This window comes from Amycolatopsis sp. NPDC034160 (genome assembly GCF_055575355.1).
This window is the reverse complement of the sequence record NZ_JBVISU010000044.1, coordinates 1-15250: the sequence shown is the minus strand read 5'-3', so window position 1 is coordinate 15250 and position 15250 is coordinate 1. Positions and strand designations below refer to the sequence as shown.

General features: G+C 63.8%; 9 protein-coding genes and 1 pseudogene. 5 read left to right on the top strand and 5 right to left on the bottom strand.

The genetic code is table 11. From position 1 onward, the window contains the following. Positions 1-83: 83 nt before the first annotated feature. From ACZ54P_RS40610 to ACZ54P_RS40600, 3 genes are all read right to left on the bottom strand, one after another. Entirely contained in the window at positions 84-1232 is a 1149-nt protein-coding gene (locus ACZ54P_RS40610; RefSeq protein ID WP_465466951.1) for an nSTAND1 domain-containing NTPase, read from the bottom strand. A gap of 711 nt (positions 1233-1943) precedes the next feature. Continuing rightward, positions 1944-2294 carry a hypothetical protein gene (locus ACZ54P_RS40605; RefSeq protein WP_465466950.1) on the bottom strand — a complete coding sequence of 117 codons (351 nt, stop codon included), beginning with the start codon at positions 2292-2294 and terminating at the stop codon, positions 1944-1946. Next, positions 2291-2770: a hypothetical protein gene (locus tag ACZ54P_RS40600; protein WP_465466949.1), complete on the bottom strand. Its 480-nt coding sequence runs from the start codon at positions 2768-2770 to the stop codon at positions 2291-2293. The genes ACZ54P_RS40605 and ACZ54P_RS40600 overlap by 4 nt, the downstream gene beginning before the upstream one ends. 1505 nt (positions 2771-4275) lie before the next feature. Between ACZ54P_RS40600 and ACZ54P_RS40595 the strand changes: the two genes are divergently transcribed. Then, on the top strand, positions 4276-5142 hold the full coding sequence (locus ACZ54P_RS40595; protein WP_465466948.1) for a hypothetical protein: 867 nt from the start codon (positions 4276-4278) through the stop codon (positions 5140-5142). A 780-nt stretch (positions 5143-5922) separates the two neighbouring features. On the opposite strand, the pseudogene ACZ54P_RS40590 reads toward ACZ54P_RS40595, so the two are convergent. After that, a pseudogene (locus ACZ54P_RS40590) lies at positions 5923-7436 on the bottom strand (ISL3 family transposase). Positions 7437-7670: 234 nt separating this feature from the next. Here ACZ54P_RS40590 and ACZ54P_RS40585 point away from each other — a divergent pair. From ACZ54P_RS40585 to ACZ54P_RS40575, 3 genes are all read left to right on the top strand, one after another. Then, complete coding sequence (locus ACZ54P_RS40585; protein WP_465466947.1) at positions 7671-10676, top strand: NACHT domain-containing protein; 3006 nt, start codon at positions 7671-7673, stop codon at positions 10674-10676. A 962-nt stretch (positions 10677-11638) separates the two neighbouring features. Next, entirely contained in the window at positions 11639-13306 is a 1668-nt protein-coding gene (locus ACZ54P_RS40580; RefSeq protein WP_465466946.1) for an esterase/lipase family protein, read from the top strand. A gap of 338 nt (positions 13307-13644) precedes the next feature. After that, positions 13645-14142, top strand: coding sequence for an S-4TM family putative pore-forming effector (locus ACZ54P_RS40575; RefSeq protein WP_465466945.1), 498 nt, complete (start codon positions 13645-13647; stop codon positions 14140-14142). A 528-nt stretch (positions 14143-14670) separates the two neighbouring features. Here the strand turns inward: ACZ54P_RS40575 and ACZ54P_RS40570 are convergent. Next, positions 14671-14967, bottom strand: coding sequence for a hypothetical protein (locus tag ACZ54P_RS40570; protein WP_465466944.1), 297 nt, complete (start codon positions 14965-14967; stop codon positions 14671-14673). Here ACZ54P_RS40570 and ACZ54P_RS40565 point away from each other — a divergent pair. Then, positions 14956-15105: a hypothetical protein gene (locus tag ACZ54P_RS40565; protein WP_465466943.1), complete on the top strand. Its 150-nt coding sequence runs from the start codon at positions 14956-14958 to the stop codon at positions 15103-15105. The two genes, ACZ54P_RS40570 and ACZ54P_RS40565, sit on opposite strands and share 12 nt — an antisense overlap. Positions 15106-15250: the final 145 nt, after the last annotated feature.

The window sequence follows — 15250 nt, the reverse complement described above, 5'->3', positions numbered from 1 at the left end:
AGCACGCGTCCGCAGCGAACGCCAACACACCTGGGGCCAGCGCACCACCCACGCAGCCTGACCAACCCGGCCAACCTATGTGGTCACAGCACTAGGTTGAACGGCTCCTCGCTGACCTCGGCGGGCAGGTAGGCCCCCGCTTGCCCCAGGTAGTCCAGACGTAGGCAGGCCAAGACCCGAAGCTGGTGACGGCCGCTGACGTGCGTCCGCGCAGCAGGCAGGACGTGCTCGAAAAGTTCGGTCGCAGCGGACGGCTCCTGGGCGATCAGCTCCTCGAGTTGGTCAACCACCAGCACCAGTGGCTGGTTCTGGGTGGCCTCGGCCAGAACCATGCTGAGCTGACCTGCGTCGATGTTCTTCGCCAGCGTTGCTGCGTCGTCTGGGGCCACGAGCGGCGCTAGCGCGGCGGCTATCCGCTGGTTGACGCTAAGGCCGCCGGAGCCGGTGTCGAGGTAGGCTATCCTATGTCCACGCTCTCGCAGCAAAGGCACCACACCGGCGCGGACCAAGGAAGACTTGCCGAGTCCCGGGTTGGCGACAACCACCGTGGCGGGCCTCGCGCACACTTTGGCGGACAGGCGTTCCGATTCCGGGCCGCGTCCGCGAAAGAACAGGCGATCGCCCTCGTCGAACCCCCCAAGCCCCCGATAAGGCGACGGTGGTCGCGCTATGTCGTGCAGTGCGGGCCAGAGCCGGAAAATCTCCGCCATCGGTAAGGCATAACCGCTGCGCCAGTCGAGATCGCGTTCCGAGGACAACACAATGCCCAACACGGCACGTCGGCTCGACGACCACAACGGTCCGCCACTGTATCCAGGAAGAATGCCGACGGGAGCGCGGTTGGGAACGTCCACCTGAAGCAACGCACCCGTTGTTCTGCCGCGGCATCGTGCCTCGATCCAGAACCCGGCATCCCGCGCCTGCGGTACACCGTACAACTGGACTCTTTCGTTGAAGCGGGACTCCTCCAGTGTCACCGGCGCCGGCAACACGTCCTGTGGAGGAGCTTCCAGCAGCCGCAATCCGCAGAGGTCAGAAGCCATGTGCCGCTGACGTGAAAAAGTCAACTCAACAACGGTCGAGATGTGTTTTCCAGGTGCCACCAAGGGAAAGTCGATCTTGGGTGCGCCGAATTCGGGTGAGATATTGTGCGCCGCAGTGATCACGTGTCGCTGGCCGACCAGCACACCCGCACCGACAGGAACGCCGCCCGGCCCCAGGATACGAACCACCGCAAGCTGTCCCGGTTCCCGAAAGGGTGCCCTCACAGACGCCTTAGTCGTCGACGAAGCGTCGACTGTTACACGCGATTTCCAGAGCTGGCAGGCCAGTGGCGCGTACCTCGCCACGGCTGTTGCGGTGCTGCTGAACGGTGTGCTGACGCGGCTTCCGCGACTACTAGCGGCACGTGCCCGATGGGACTATGTCGGCGATGGTGACGGAGCCTCTGCATTTTCGGAACCGAGACTTTCGGGGTGGCTGCGACGTCGTGCACGGCGTAACGAGGATGCCTCGACGCACGACTTGCTGACATCGTGTTGGCACCGGGAGGTTGATCGTGATGGCAAGTTGGTAGGCCGCGAAAAAGGGACAGCGGAAGTGCCGCCCGTCCGGGTTCGCCAGGGTGATCCCCCGTAGCGCTTCGCAGAGGTTGTCCTGTACCGATAGCCGTTTCCACACTGTCGGCGTCGGTCTTCGACGCCGCCATGCAGATCCGCACACTGGTGCAGGTGCCCTGCTGTGAGTCCAGCCGGCCGCCCACGACCGTTGGAGTTCGCCGACGTTGAACTCCCGGCCCCGCGCCTGGCAATACGCGTCGAGGAACCGCTGCGTGTCCTCTACGGTGGCTGAGCGGACCGGAGCCACGGCCTGCGTCTGCGTTGACGTCGAAAGTCCAGTTGACCTGGTTTAGTTTCCAAACGTCGACGGCGACGAGGGCGTGGCTACTCCGTCTTCTTCGGGTGCCGCAAGCTGGCGTAAATGACCCAGACCGTGTGCTTGTCCTCGTCGAGCAGATACCAGATACGTCCGCTGCCGGTGACCTCGATTTGCCAGCGCGGCAGTTCGCGGCCACCGGCGGTACCGGTGGCCAGGCTCCCTTTGAGTTGATGGTGACGCTCATCGGGATCCTGGCCTGGCCGGATACGCATAGTGTCCCAAGCGTCACGGGTATTGCCCGGCGCCTTGTTCACGAGCTCCTGCCAACCGGCGACCGCGTCGTTCGTGCCGTACCTGATTCGCCACTCACCAGCGACGGCGGGCGGTGCCACGTCGTCCTTCCGCTTCGGGCTCATGCCACCCCGGGTGCGGGCACCGGGCCGAGGTCGTCGACGTCCTGGCGGAGGATCTTGGCCAGTTCGGGATCAGCGTGGACCTCGGCAGTGCTTTTCCAGGCAGCGATCAGGTTAGCCACGGGCGCTGGATTGCCGAGCGAATCGGCTCGTTCCAGGGTGTCGACCAGTTCCACGACGAAGGCCTGAACATCGACTTTCGGCAGGTAGCGCACCCAGGGAAAGGCTGCGGGCAGGACCTCGGTGGCCAGCGTGATGGCCTGGTTGTTGTGTTTCATCAACTCGATGAACATCTTGGTGGTGGCCGACGCTCCAGCGATGACCTGCGCGGCCCGTTCAGCGCTGACCAGGATCAAGTCCTGCTGATCCTTGTCGCGCTGGCGGATGCGGACTGAGCGAGTCGCCGAACGCTCGAGCTTTCCCACCACCCGCCGAGGGTGCTGGGAGAGCTCGGAGAGGTTCACTTCCGGCGCGGTCATGTGTTCCATATTAGTTCCTAAGTACTTTGCTGTCCACTGCTCCAGACTGCTGCCACCGGCCACGAGAACGTCGGCAGTCCCAGTCTGGCGACATCACCCAATCCGAACACGTCTGCACCCCGCTGGATCCGTCGACCGCGACCAGTATCACCAGCGCCGAGTCCTGGGCCAGGTCACGGCGCTGGTGGGCCACGCACAGGACATGCACGGGGAGGGCGACGAGGATATTCGCTTCGATAGTGGCCAGTAGAGTCTGGGCGGCCATGTGGCGGTCAGGCGGCCGCGTCAGGTTAGTTCGATCGTGTCAGGTCAGCTCGATCTCGCCCTGATCGGTCGCGACACAGACGGCGCAAGGCCCGTTTCGGAGGCCATCCGACCCTCAATATCGACTGCGACCTGCTGTTGATCAGACTACTGTCCACGCTCATCAACCTGATGACCTACCGCAGCCCCTGTCATAACCGAGATTCTTCGTCGGTCGGTGTGCTGGCCTGGAACAACCTATGGCCGGGAGATCGCACTCGAAGTAACTGGCCAGTTGCAGGTGGCTACATTCGGCAACGGTCGGAGAAGGCAGGGCCTTTCGACACAAGCCGTGCTTCGGATCAGGGCGCGATGATGAGCTAATGAGCATGACTGTCCTGGTTCTCGCGGCCGACGCCGGCCTGACCGGCAGCAATCGCGTACTTGCTGTGGTCAGGGTGGCCACGGCGGCAATCAGCGCAGCTTTGCCCTGGGGCTACCGTCGGCTGCCGCGCCGACGCTACCCGGCGTTGTCCGCGCCAGCGCAGGACGGGACAGCGAGCAAGCAGCCTGACCAAGGACGACGCGATGCTGAAGCGGATGCAACAGCGGCGGGAAGATTAGTTCGACTATGTCTATGGACCCGGCGGGCGCATAACCGCAGAGCTGCGATTGCCGAGACCGGAGCAGCTGTGGTGCTCTTGACCGGACTCGGGCTCGTGGTCGTCGGCACCGTCGCCGCAGGCGTGGCCTTCTCACTCATGAGTGCCCGTCCCTAGTGTGATCGCCACACTGTTCTACGCCCGTGCCCGCGAGGCCGACGCCGACGCGCGCACCATCCGAGCCGACATCACCCGCGTTATCCTCCTCGCGGAGATGACACCTGGCCCGACTAAAGACGCACTTTTGGCGGATCTCATCCGAAACCCGATGACCTACAGCGGACCCACCAATCTCGCCGCGGCTCCCCTCGATGCAAACGCTCTCACGTCAAGGACCAATGCGAGTGTGACGCCTGTGGAAATCGCAATGCCGTCTGGGGAACCCGCACACTGACACGGAAAGATGCTCTCCTGCCGCAGCCGCCCCTGGACACGGCTCGCCACCATCCGCCACGCTCGGCCGCCACAGCGAACCATCGCGGTGAACACCCTTCAGGGTAGAGGTACCTACTCGCCGCCGAATTCGTCGAGACTGGGCGACTTCGAGAAGCTGCGCACAAAACGCGATCTGTGCACCACCGAAGGGAGTTGCGGAGTTCGATGGCTCAGCTCGACTTCATCGGCAGCCCCCTGGCGGCGCGGACGGCGCGTCCCTGCGGTTTGTGCGGACGCGTTGGCAGCCTCACCCGAACCCACGTACCACCGCAGACCGCGGGGAACGGCATGACAGTTCGACGAGCTCCAGAGGTGATCGACGAGCAACGAGTCCGACGATCCGGCCGCTGGGCAGATGGAGGGATGTGGGTGCGCGGACTGTGCGCCGAGTGCAACCACCTGGCTGGCCGCAAGTACGACAAAGCCTACGCCGACTTCGCCCGGCAAGTTGCTCGAACCTCGACGCCTATCGCGCGATCGCTCCAGGTCATGCCACACGAACCGCCACCCGCCCTTTTTGCGCCCAGGCTCGTCGCGCAGTGCGTATTGTTCGGCATGTTCGGCATCAATCCTCGCCTTCGCCTAATCCTGCCGGAGACCGCGCGCGATCTCGCCGCCGACGCGGATTTGATCCAGTGGCCAACGAAGGCCACGTTGCGAGTCGGACGGACCCACCCTCGGACAGACCATCAGGCCCTGCTCTCCAGCGGAGTGTGGATGATGCGCGTGCTGACCGACCGTTGCGTACATTTTTCTTTCGCCGATGTGGTCTTCCCACCCTTGGCATGGTTTCTCACCGTGGATTCGACGCCAGCTTCGTTGGGACCACAGCTCACCCATCCACTCACGAACGCGACAAAGTGGATTCGGTTCAGCCCAGATCGGACCTCCGTCGACCTCAGGAACCTCACCAGGGATTTCGCGACGATCTTGCACCCTACGTTCGGGCCTGACAGAGACCAGTGGGTCGATCTTCTGAGCCAGGAGGACACCGACAGCCAGGCTGTCGTCGTTCTGGGACGCATCAATTGACACTCTAGCAATTTGACCACTATCTCGAAAGGCCAACTGTCGGTTGCAGGTCCCGACACGCTGTCCGGCGTCGGCGTTCAACTGGTGGCCACGACATGACCACCACGGCATCGGTCATGAATGTTCGAACCGCTGCCAGGCCGATCCCCAGGTACAGGTCACTCACGATGTCGAGGCCAGTTATACCCAGCGGGTAGGGAGCAACGGCATCGTTCGTCATCGTCTCCAACCACAGTCCGGCGACAGCGGCGTGCGAATCACGACTCTGACTCCCGCACCGACAAAACGACGGATTGCGCAGCACAGCGTCATGGACGGGAACTTCGTAGTCGTAGGACGCAGAGGATCAACAGCCACGCATAGCCTCCATGTCCACTCCGACACGACGAATCGCGAGATCCTTATAGCTGGAACAGCGAAACACCACGGATCGCGCCCCCTTTCAGTTTCCTGGTCTAACTCGCCTGGGAAGCGTCCACCAGTCAGAGGGCTCGAGGGAATCAGCGAAAGTCGTCGCCTCCTGTCAGTCGATCAATTCGCTCCCGCGGGCGGGTACCACGTTGACAATTCTTCAGGTAGCACAAGTCACGCGAAGGGCTGCCCGCCGTAACAGTCCTTCCTAGGGAGGATAACTCGCCGCCGCCCTCCATTCGCCGCAGGAGGGCGCGGAGTGCACGCGTCCTGACACGCAGTCTTCGGCGTGCGTGGGCAGAAAAGGCTTGGCGGGGACTGTAAAACGAACGGCTCTGGCTCGTAGTCGGTGGTGACGTGGAGTAGCCGTCAGGGCAGCAGGATGCGGTGGCGGAGAAGGTTGAATCCGGCGCGTCCGTGCATCTGTCTCATGATCCTCTTGGTGCGGGTGTTGACGCCTTCGGTGCGGCCGTTGCGGTAGGGCAAGGTGACGGCACCGTCCACAGCGGACCGCTCGATCTCGAGACCGTTGGTGAGACTGCGTAGATGCGGCAGATCGACCGCGCGAGCCTTCACGATCCAGTCGGTGAGCTTCACGTCGTTACCCGCAGCCGGCGTCAGCAGTGCAGCGAAGCCGCGTACCAGACTGGCGAGTGCGGTCATCTCTGGGCAGGCTGTGGCGATTTTCTCCAGCAGGGTCGTGTCCTTCGGTTTGGTGAGCAGGAGGCGGCTGGCGTGACGGGAGGTCGCAACGGGGCGGTCGCCTTCGGCGCGGCCCGGGTTGAGGTAACGGACCGGCAGGTTGGCGCTGCCGGTGTAGCCCAGTTCGCGAATCTCCGCGAGCAGTCGGGTGACAGGGACCGCGGGATCGGCCGCGCGGCGGGCACACAGATGATCACGGTAGGGGTCGACCAGTGTCGGGCGGTAAGTCGGGGCGATGCGCAGAGCTTGAGGTTCGGGCATGCGGGCGTAGCGTTTGACCGTGTTCAGAGCCACGCCGAGGCGGCGGGAGCAGTCGAGCAGACCGACCCCTTGGCCGAGTAAATCGTGGACCTTGTCCCAGCGTTCGCGAGTGGTCTGCTCGTGAACTCCGCCGGAGCGGGGCGGATTGACGGTGGCCCAGCATCCGGCGTGCGCGCGGACCTCGAGCAGAACCTTGTCACAGAGACTGCGCCACAGGTGCCATCGGTCACTGACCTGTACCGCGTCGGGCAGGGCTCAGCGGACAGCTTCGGCGTAGGTGGCCGAGCCGTCCCGGCACACGACCTCGACACCGGGGTGCTCGCGCAGCCACGACTCCAGGGTGGCCGCGTCGCGACCGGGCAGGACCGCGACACGTCGGCCAGTCTCGGCATCGATGATGATCGTGGCGTAGCGCTGGCGGCGCCGCAGGGCGAAGTCGTCCACGCCGATCACCCACGAAATCGTCAACAGGGGTAGCGGCAGGCGCCGCAGACGGCGCAGCGCGGCACTACGGGAGATAGGCACAGCGAGCAGGCTGGCCAGGCGTGCCGCCGCCCGGCCACATAACTCCTGCGCCACATGGGATATCTGCCGGACAAGCCGCACCGTGCGGCGCTGATGGCGTTCAAGCAGTCCGGGAATCTGTTCCCGGAACCTCTGCTGCGGGCAGTTCCGAGCCTGGCAGACCAGCCGCCGTACGCGCCGGCGGACGACGACCTGGCGGCCATCGACCGGCACGTCCTTCACCGTCCGCTGGTGATACCCGTGCACCTTCGCCGTGGCATTCCCGCAGGCCGGAACGGCACGGTCACATCCCGAGTGCGGGCCGTGACCACCATGCCGCTGCCCTCCGTCACGTCCTCGATAACCAACGCTGACAGTCCGGAGAACACCGTCCCCACAAGGGAATCGATAGCCATCACAGGATCATGATCGCGAACAGCTACTCGTCGTCACCACCGACTACGAGCCAGAGCCGTTCGTTTGACAGACCCGCTTGGTGTCGTCAACGACTGGCCCTGCCGGTCGTCTGCTCCATTCGTCGCCCACTGAATATGTAGGGCGACGGCTCCAGCCGACCGGAAGAGTAACGGCTTCGTCTTCCGTGCGACTTAGGTGTGGTGTCATGGCCACGAGCGGAAGCGGAGGTCGGGGTGGACCTCCTCGAAGACATTGAAGGTCTCCTGACACGGATCGGCGTGAACGCACCGCCCTGGATCGTCACTGTCCTGGTGATACTGGTGCTTCTCCCTATCACCGGGCAGGTCCTAGGGCCGCTGGCGACGGCGCTTCGCTACTGCATGACTGTCAGCAGATGGATGCTGACTAGGCAATACAGCGCAGAGCGTCGTCGCCAGCGCCACCGTGGCAAGTTCGCACTGCATCTGGACAACCAACTGGTCAGTCTGGAGTTGCAAGAAGAATGGCGGGACGACAAGTACGCCGAGCTCGAAGCCGAAGTAGAGATCGAGCGGTCTTGGCGATGGAAGCTGCTGCGCCGGATATTGCCGTTGCCTGTAAACGGTCCACGTCGGGTCCGGTCGCTGTCGAAGGCACTCGCCGGCGGGTCCGAGCAACTGATCCTGGTCGAGGGCGAGCCCGGTGCCGGCAAGAGCGTCGCGCTCCGGCACCTGGCGCGGCGGCTCGCGCGGCGGGCGGCCCGAGGTGGCAACCCGCGACGGATGATCCCCCTGTACCTGAATCTCAAGGCGATGGACGTGCCGCCGGATGAGATCTCCGCGGACAGGATCCGGCAGTTCGTGCTGGACACACTGACAGAGGTGAACAACCGGTACGTAGAGGAGGTGCTTGACGAGGAGTTCGACCGCGGCCTCGACGAAGGCACGTGGCTGTTCCTGTTCGACTCTTTCGACGAGATCCCTGACATTCTCTCCGCACCCGACGCCCGCGCCGTGATCCCTGCCTACGCGAAGGCGATCGCCGACTTCCTGACATTTACCAGCTGCCGTGGCGTGGTCGCCTCCCGTGACTTCAGCAGCCCTGACACCACCCGATTCACCCGGTGCCGGATCCTGCGGCTGTCCCCCAAACACCAGCTAACCCTGGTCCGCCGGGCCGACCTGGCGGGGCCGGTGGACCGGGCGACCCGGGACGGGCTCGCGCGCGCCAGCCAGGACATCGCCACGTTCGCCGGAAATCCGATGTTCCTTGGCCTGTTGTGCGAGCACATGCGAACCGCGAGCCAGTTCCCCACCAGTTCACACACGGTCTTCGAAGACTATCTCGCATACCGGCTACAACGCGACACCGACCGGATCCGCGCCCGTTTCGGTGTGCCTGTCGACTTCGTCCGCGCGGGCGCGGAACAGATCGCGTACGCGATGACCGCGACCGCGCGTATGGGCCTGGAACCGACCAGGTCGGCGCTGCTGGCCTCAGTGAGCAGCAGGGACCTGAGCCCGGCATCTCTGGACAGAACGCTCGATGTGCTGGAATACACCCGCCTTGGCCGCAGCCGCACGAACAGCCGCGGCGAAGCAACATTCTCGTTCATCCACCGACGATTCCAGGAATACTTCGCCACCTGCATGGTGATCCAAGATCGAACTCCGCTCCGGGTCACGGAACTGCTGGACGTCGACATCTGGCGCGACACGGCCGTGACCCTGCTCCAGGTACAACAAGACGGCGCTCCGCAAGAGCTGATCGCCGAGGCAACCGCCCGGCTGCGCACGTACGTGGCGGAACTCGACAAGGAAAACTTCCAATGGCCGGAAGGCTGCCGACACGTGCTAGGCATCCTCGCCGCCGGCCTCGAATCCAAGCAGGAGACAGTCCCCACCGAGCTGCGTCTACTGGTCGGAGAGTTGCTGGCCTGCGCCACGGACCACGGCCACCGGCTCGACCGGAGACGAGCCCTGGAATACGTGATACTCGCCGAGCCGGAGTTGGCGGAGCGACTGTTGACCGAGGCTCTGGCCTCAGCCAACAAGTATCTCCGGCAGGCCGCGTTCCAGTCCGCCGGCCGCCTCCGGGTCATCGGCGCACCGCTGCGCGCCCAGATCCACCGGACGCTGCTCGGCCTTATCGCCGACCCGTTGTCTACCTTCCGGCCGTGGAGGACTACCACCGAGATCCGCCGCCTCCGCGAACCGGCGGAGTATCTGCATTTCGCCCGAATTCTGGCGGTGGCCGTTCCTGTTGCCTATTTCCTTCCCGTCGCCGTTGCCTCCGCGTTCGTTTGGTCGCTGGAGTTCATAGTTGTCCTCACCCCGGCTGAGGACGTGGCGACCCGCTGCTTTTTCGTCGCTGCCTTCAGCATGTTCAGTCTAGGAAGTGCTTATTTACTGTTGCGTGTCTTTCCGCAGGTACGGATTTCCTGGTGGCGGGTGGCATTAGTCTCGGCAGAAGTGACTGTGGCAATGCTGTGGTTAGTGTTTTTGGCCGCGGCACCTGGGAGCAAGGTGTCGGCTGTCGACATCGTCCTGCTGCTCGCGTCCGGATATTCACTCGTGGTGCCACTCGGTATCAGTTGGGCAGTGTTGACCGGCCGTACCGTGCGGCTGATATGGCTGCCAGTCTTTCCGATTGTGTTCTTTCTCGCGCTGCTCGCCGGCCGCGGCCGCATCCCGCCGCCACCACCGGTCCCGCGACTCGCCTCACCGGCCTGGCGCATCAGCCGCAAACTCGTGATTGAAGAGCTCGGCTTGATGCTCTTCCTCCTGCTATTTTCGTTGGCAGTAGCCACCCTGAGTCTGATCGTGAGCCAAATCGGGGCTGTGATCGTATTTGCAACCTTCCTCGGAGTAGTGGCGACTTGGGCATCAAGAGTCACCGGACTGACGCTCATCCAACGGGCGCGCCGAGCGTCGACTGCAGATGAAGTCCTTGACGCGTTCGCCCGGACTGCGGGCGGCCCAGCACTGAACTCACTCATTGCCCGGTTCACCGCACGGCGAGTCACCACCGTCCCGGCGGTGCGGACCGCGATGGATACATTGGTCGGCGAGTTGGAACGAGCGACGTGGTTGAGCCCGGAAACATCGGTCTGGTCAGCGTGCCCGAGCCTCGCTGCCCGCAAGCCGACACGCCTCCGGATACTGGACTCATTCCTGCTGCGGAGCATCTGCACGTTTCGCGTCCGCGAGATCACAGAAGCCGCGATGGATGACTTGGCGCGACTTGCCGAGATCGAGTGACGCTCATCAATGAGCCGCGACCGGCGCGTCTTTCCACGCCGACACCACCACGTTCCTGCTCGTCGACAAGGCTGAAAGCCGATGGCACCGGCTCGGCGACGAAACCCGTGCTGCTTTATCAACCGAGGAACTCGGTTGATAAAGCAGCCTCATTGGCATGGTCATTCAGCTATGTCGGCCAATTGTTGTCGAGGCCTCGGCGGCCCGATCGGGTACAGTCTCGCCGATGCCCCAGATCTGACTACGCCTCCGCGTAGGCCGAAATTTCTGTCCTCCATCGCAACGGGCAGGCCTGCCCTGCCCTCAGCATGATGGAAGTCGGCTGGTGAGGTCTGAGTCAGAAGGCGTTGACCGCCGACGGGACGAGCCGTTTGTGGCACTACGATCTCGATCTCATAGATAATCGGCTCAGGGCGGCGATGGACGTAACACGATTGCTTCACCTGTCGACTGTTCGAAGGTGCATGTAGCTGAGCAGGAAAGATGACACGGCGACGGGGGCTGCTAATCGCCGCAGCCGTGGTGGTGCTCGCTGTGGCGACGGCCGTCGTCGTGCTGATTAGCCGCCGACATGACGAGGCTGGCACCGAAGTCCCGCCCCCGTCTGCTTCCTCGGCTCCAGCGGCTCAAGCCACGGGCGACTTCGTCGTGCACAATGGCTCCGAACCTGGCGAAAGTGCGGCAGTCGACGAGGTCGATCGTCTGCTCACAGGTCTGCCCGCTGCCGTCGCCGCTGGGCAGTCCGGTTGGCTTGCCGCGGACTCACCAACTCGCCCAGCTGATATCCGCACTGTCCTCTCGCAGGGAGCGGCTGTGAGTGTCGACCGGCAGTCATGGCGCCGGACCGGCGCTGTCGCCTCGATCGACGCGGTAGTCACAACGTCGACGCCGCAGCGGGTTCGTGTGGTGGTTGTCCGGGAACCGGACGCTTGGCGTGTCTCCGAAACGCTCCCGGAGGACTGATGATGCGCCGTCTGGTCATGCTGGTCTGTCTTGTGCTTGTCACGTCGGTGATCTCCACACCCAGCGCGGCCGCAGCCGGCGGACCGCCAGAACGCTGTGGCAAGGCCACGCTCACTACCTCGAACCCCGCGAGCGGGGTGAAGGGGCCGTCAACCCCTCACGCCGACGGTGCCTACACGCCGGTTTTGATGGTGCACGGCTGGAACGGTCACGCGGACATGTGGTGGCGACCGATCGACCGCACGACCCTGGCCGGGCAAAAGGTATCGGGCGCGCGCTCGCTTGCCGGGAATCTGCAGCAGCTGCGCGGAGCCGCCGTGTACACGTTGGACTATCACGACGTCGCAGGACGGTGGTTCACCGACAACGGCGCCGGCGGCCAGGTGTTTCTCGATGCAGCCCGATGCATAACAACGGACAAAGCGTTCGCCGGACACAAGATGGTGGTCGTTGCTCACTCGATGGGCGGGCTGATCACCCGCTGGGCGGTCAACACCGACTCGACACTGCGCACCGGCACGTCACTGGTCTTGACTCTCGGCACGCCCTACACCGGATCCTGGCTGGCGACCGTGGGAGCCGCCCTCATGGAGGCGAGTCAGGTTGCTTCCCGCCTCGATCGAAGACTTGCTCTGCTGCGCGATGCGGTTCACCTGATGATGCTCGGATGCCAGGCCAACAGCAAGACTCCCGGATGCGGCGAGCTCAGAGCATTCCTGGACGAGTTTTCGACCATACGGGCGTTTTCCAAGGGCAGCAAAGAATACGCTGCCCTGAAGCCGTGGCCGGCCGGCATATCGGTGAAGACGTTGGCTGCCCGCAATGTGATGGAAAATGCCGCCGCAGGGCTGTTCCTCGGCGCTCCGGTACCGGGTGACCTCGACTTCGGCGACGGTGTCGTGGACGTTGGATCAGCGACCAACGGGCCCGGTTTGGAGGTCGCCGAATGCCGGTACACAGCCAGTTTCTGGCAGGCTGGCGCCGACGGCCTGCTGGCGAAGCTGGGATTCAAGGCGAATGCCGACAAGCGCGCGCTCTTCCCCCTGGTCCAGATGCTGTTCAGCGGCACAGACACGACGTGCGGCCACCTCGGTGAAAGCAAACTGATCCAGCTCACCAACCCGATCCTCGGCGAGGTCAGCGACCAGCTCTCGCGAGAAGAACCGCTGTCGGAGAAAGCCCTCTACAACGCCCCCGTTCCCCGTCTCTGCGAGCACCCCGCCGGCACGCTGAAGGACGGCGCGCTCCCCGGCATCCCGACCAACGACGGGTACGTACAGCTATTGGCCCGCTTCGAGGGCATGAAGGACCACCTTGTACTGGGTGATCTGACCGGCGATGGCGCCACCGACGCAGCCGCGGTCTTCCGCTGTTCGCAAGGCGGTGTGAACTGGCCGGCCGTCCTGGTCCTGTACGGCCCCGGCCCCAAGATCCTCGGATCAGTGGATCTCGGCGACCTCACTCCCGCCGAACACGCGGAAGTAAACAGCATGACACTGAGGAATGGAGACGTCTTTCTCGAGTGGCAGTCCTACGAAGGTGCCTCGTTCTGCGTCAGACACTGGTCCGGACGCTTTCACTGGACCGGCACCAAACCGACGATGCTCGACCTCAAAGAGACCGCACCTCCCGAAGCGACCACGGCGCCCGACGGGCCGACCTGTTGACGAGCGACCAAGGGCCGCGCAATACGTTGATGATCCGATCTGCGCTGAGCACGTCGATTCATTGTGGGACCACTGCTCGAGGTCGGCGCCCGCCTGGACGAAAACGCTTGCGCAGGTTCGTCCCTCAAGAACATCGTTACATTCTGCGACGTTGAACGCCGGCTTGGACGCATCGCTCCGGTCCGGATTCAAGCGGTCTGACTACAACGACTACCGTCCACCACCAGCACACGCGCGACGCAAAGAGGTAAACTTCTCTCCAACAGCGCCGATCCCGGCCTGGGCGGCCTGGAGACGGCCTGAGGCATGCCCAAACCTTATAATCCCTGGTCACAGCCTTGCGTCATAAAAGTACGACTACTGTTTCGGCGTGGCCAGCTGACGTCCTGCTGTGCCAACGGCAGAGCATGATCTGGAGCAAAGGTGACCACCGCGCCTACGGCCTGACGCTCCTCGTACTGGGCATAGGCTGGCTCGTGATCGGCCTGACCGTGGGGCTGATCGTCGACTTCAGCCTGGCCAGCTACCTCGTTAAGGTTTTCTTGCCCTCCGCGCCCGCGTTGCTCGACTCCGTTGAGCAGTCACGCCTACACCTCCGGCACACCGCCGCTAAACAGCAAGTGGAGCACAAGATCCACGACGTCTGGCTACACCGCCACAACACCCCAGACGACCTCATGGAAGACCACTGCCGCGAGATTCAAGACGCCGCCTACCTGCTGCGCCGGGACGGCCCACGAGTCCCCCGCCGGTTTTACCAGGCCCGAAAAGCGCTATCGCAGGCGAAAACCGCAGCAGGAGCAGTTGCCCTCCAGAACACACCGCCGAGAACCTGAACCGCTCGGTGAACGCCGACGCGAGCCACGGCCCAACCTCTCAGCCACTCCGGCCAGGCTCGGACCGTGACCACGGCGCCGTCAACGGTGACAACCTTCCGCTCGCACCATGCTTGCTCTCCATCAACTTCCTTACCGCACCGGGCCTGGCCGCATGAGTTCCTCATCGCCCGTCATTGATTGCGCTGGAATAGAAGAGCTCTGGCGCAACAGGTTTGCCCTCGGCAGCGCTGACCACGCGAGCCTGCTCGCAGAGGCGACGTCCAGCAGCACTACAGGTCGTTTCGGACTTACCGGCCCGGAGCTCGAATCCGGCGCCACAGGTCCCGATCTGGTCCGGGAGCCCTCCGCCTAGGAACTTCCAGCGCAGATAAGCGCACCGGATCATGGTCCGATCGCTGGGGTGTCGGAGCGGCCGAGCGGAGCAGAAGGTCCGGGAGCCTCATCGGTCATGACATCGCGTGTCTTGCGACTTGTTGTCATAGATGGTCAGTCTAGGTCGACCGTCGACGAATGATCTGGACGCAGTTACGCTCCACAAATGTCGTACGGTTCGCCGCCCACGTTGTGCTGCATGGCGTAGGCGTCGCAGAGGTACGGGTTTCCCGGTCCGTCGGGATCGCCGGCTGAGCCGCCGGAGGCGATGAGAGTGTGCTCGTCGTTGCGCTTGAGTGGGAAGTTCTGGCCTGCCCGGAAGCTCGAGTCGGCGTAGGCATAGTTCGTGACCGTGTTACCGCCGCTGTCGGTGTACCAAACCTTAGTGTAGGTGCCTGTCAGCTGTGCTGTGCCGGTCGCCTTGAACTTGATCGCGCGTTGCCGCTGCACAGCTGGCTCGCGCTCGACGTCCCGGAGTCGCACGGCCCTGCGTTCCACCGGATGCTGCCCGTGCCGTCCTTCGTGATGTCCATGGTGAGCCCGTGCACGCTCCATCGCCCGACGAAGGGGATCGCGGGCATGGGGTGATAGGTCACGGTCACGGTTTCCTGGTCCCGACCTTGGAGCAGGTCGCTCAGCCTGGATCCACCGGTGTGGTGTGGGTGTTTGGGGTGTGTCTGGGTACGCAAATGCCCTCTGGCTTGGGATGATTGTTCTTGCGACGGAACAAAAA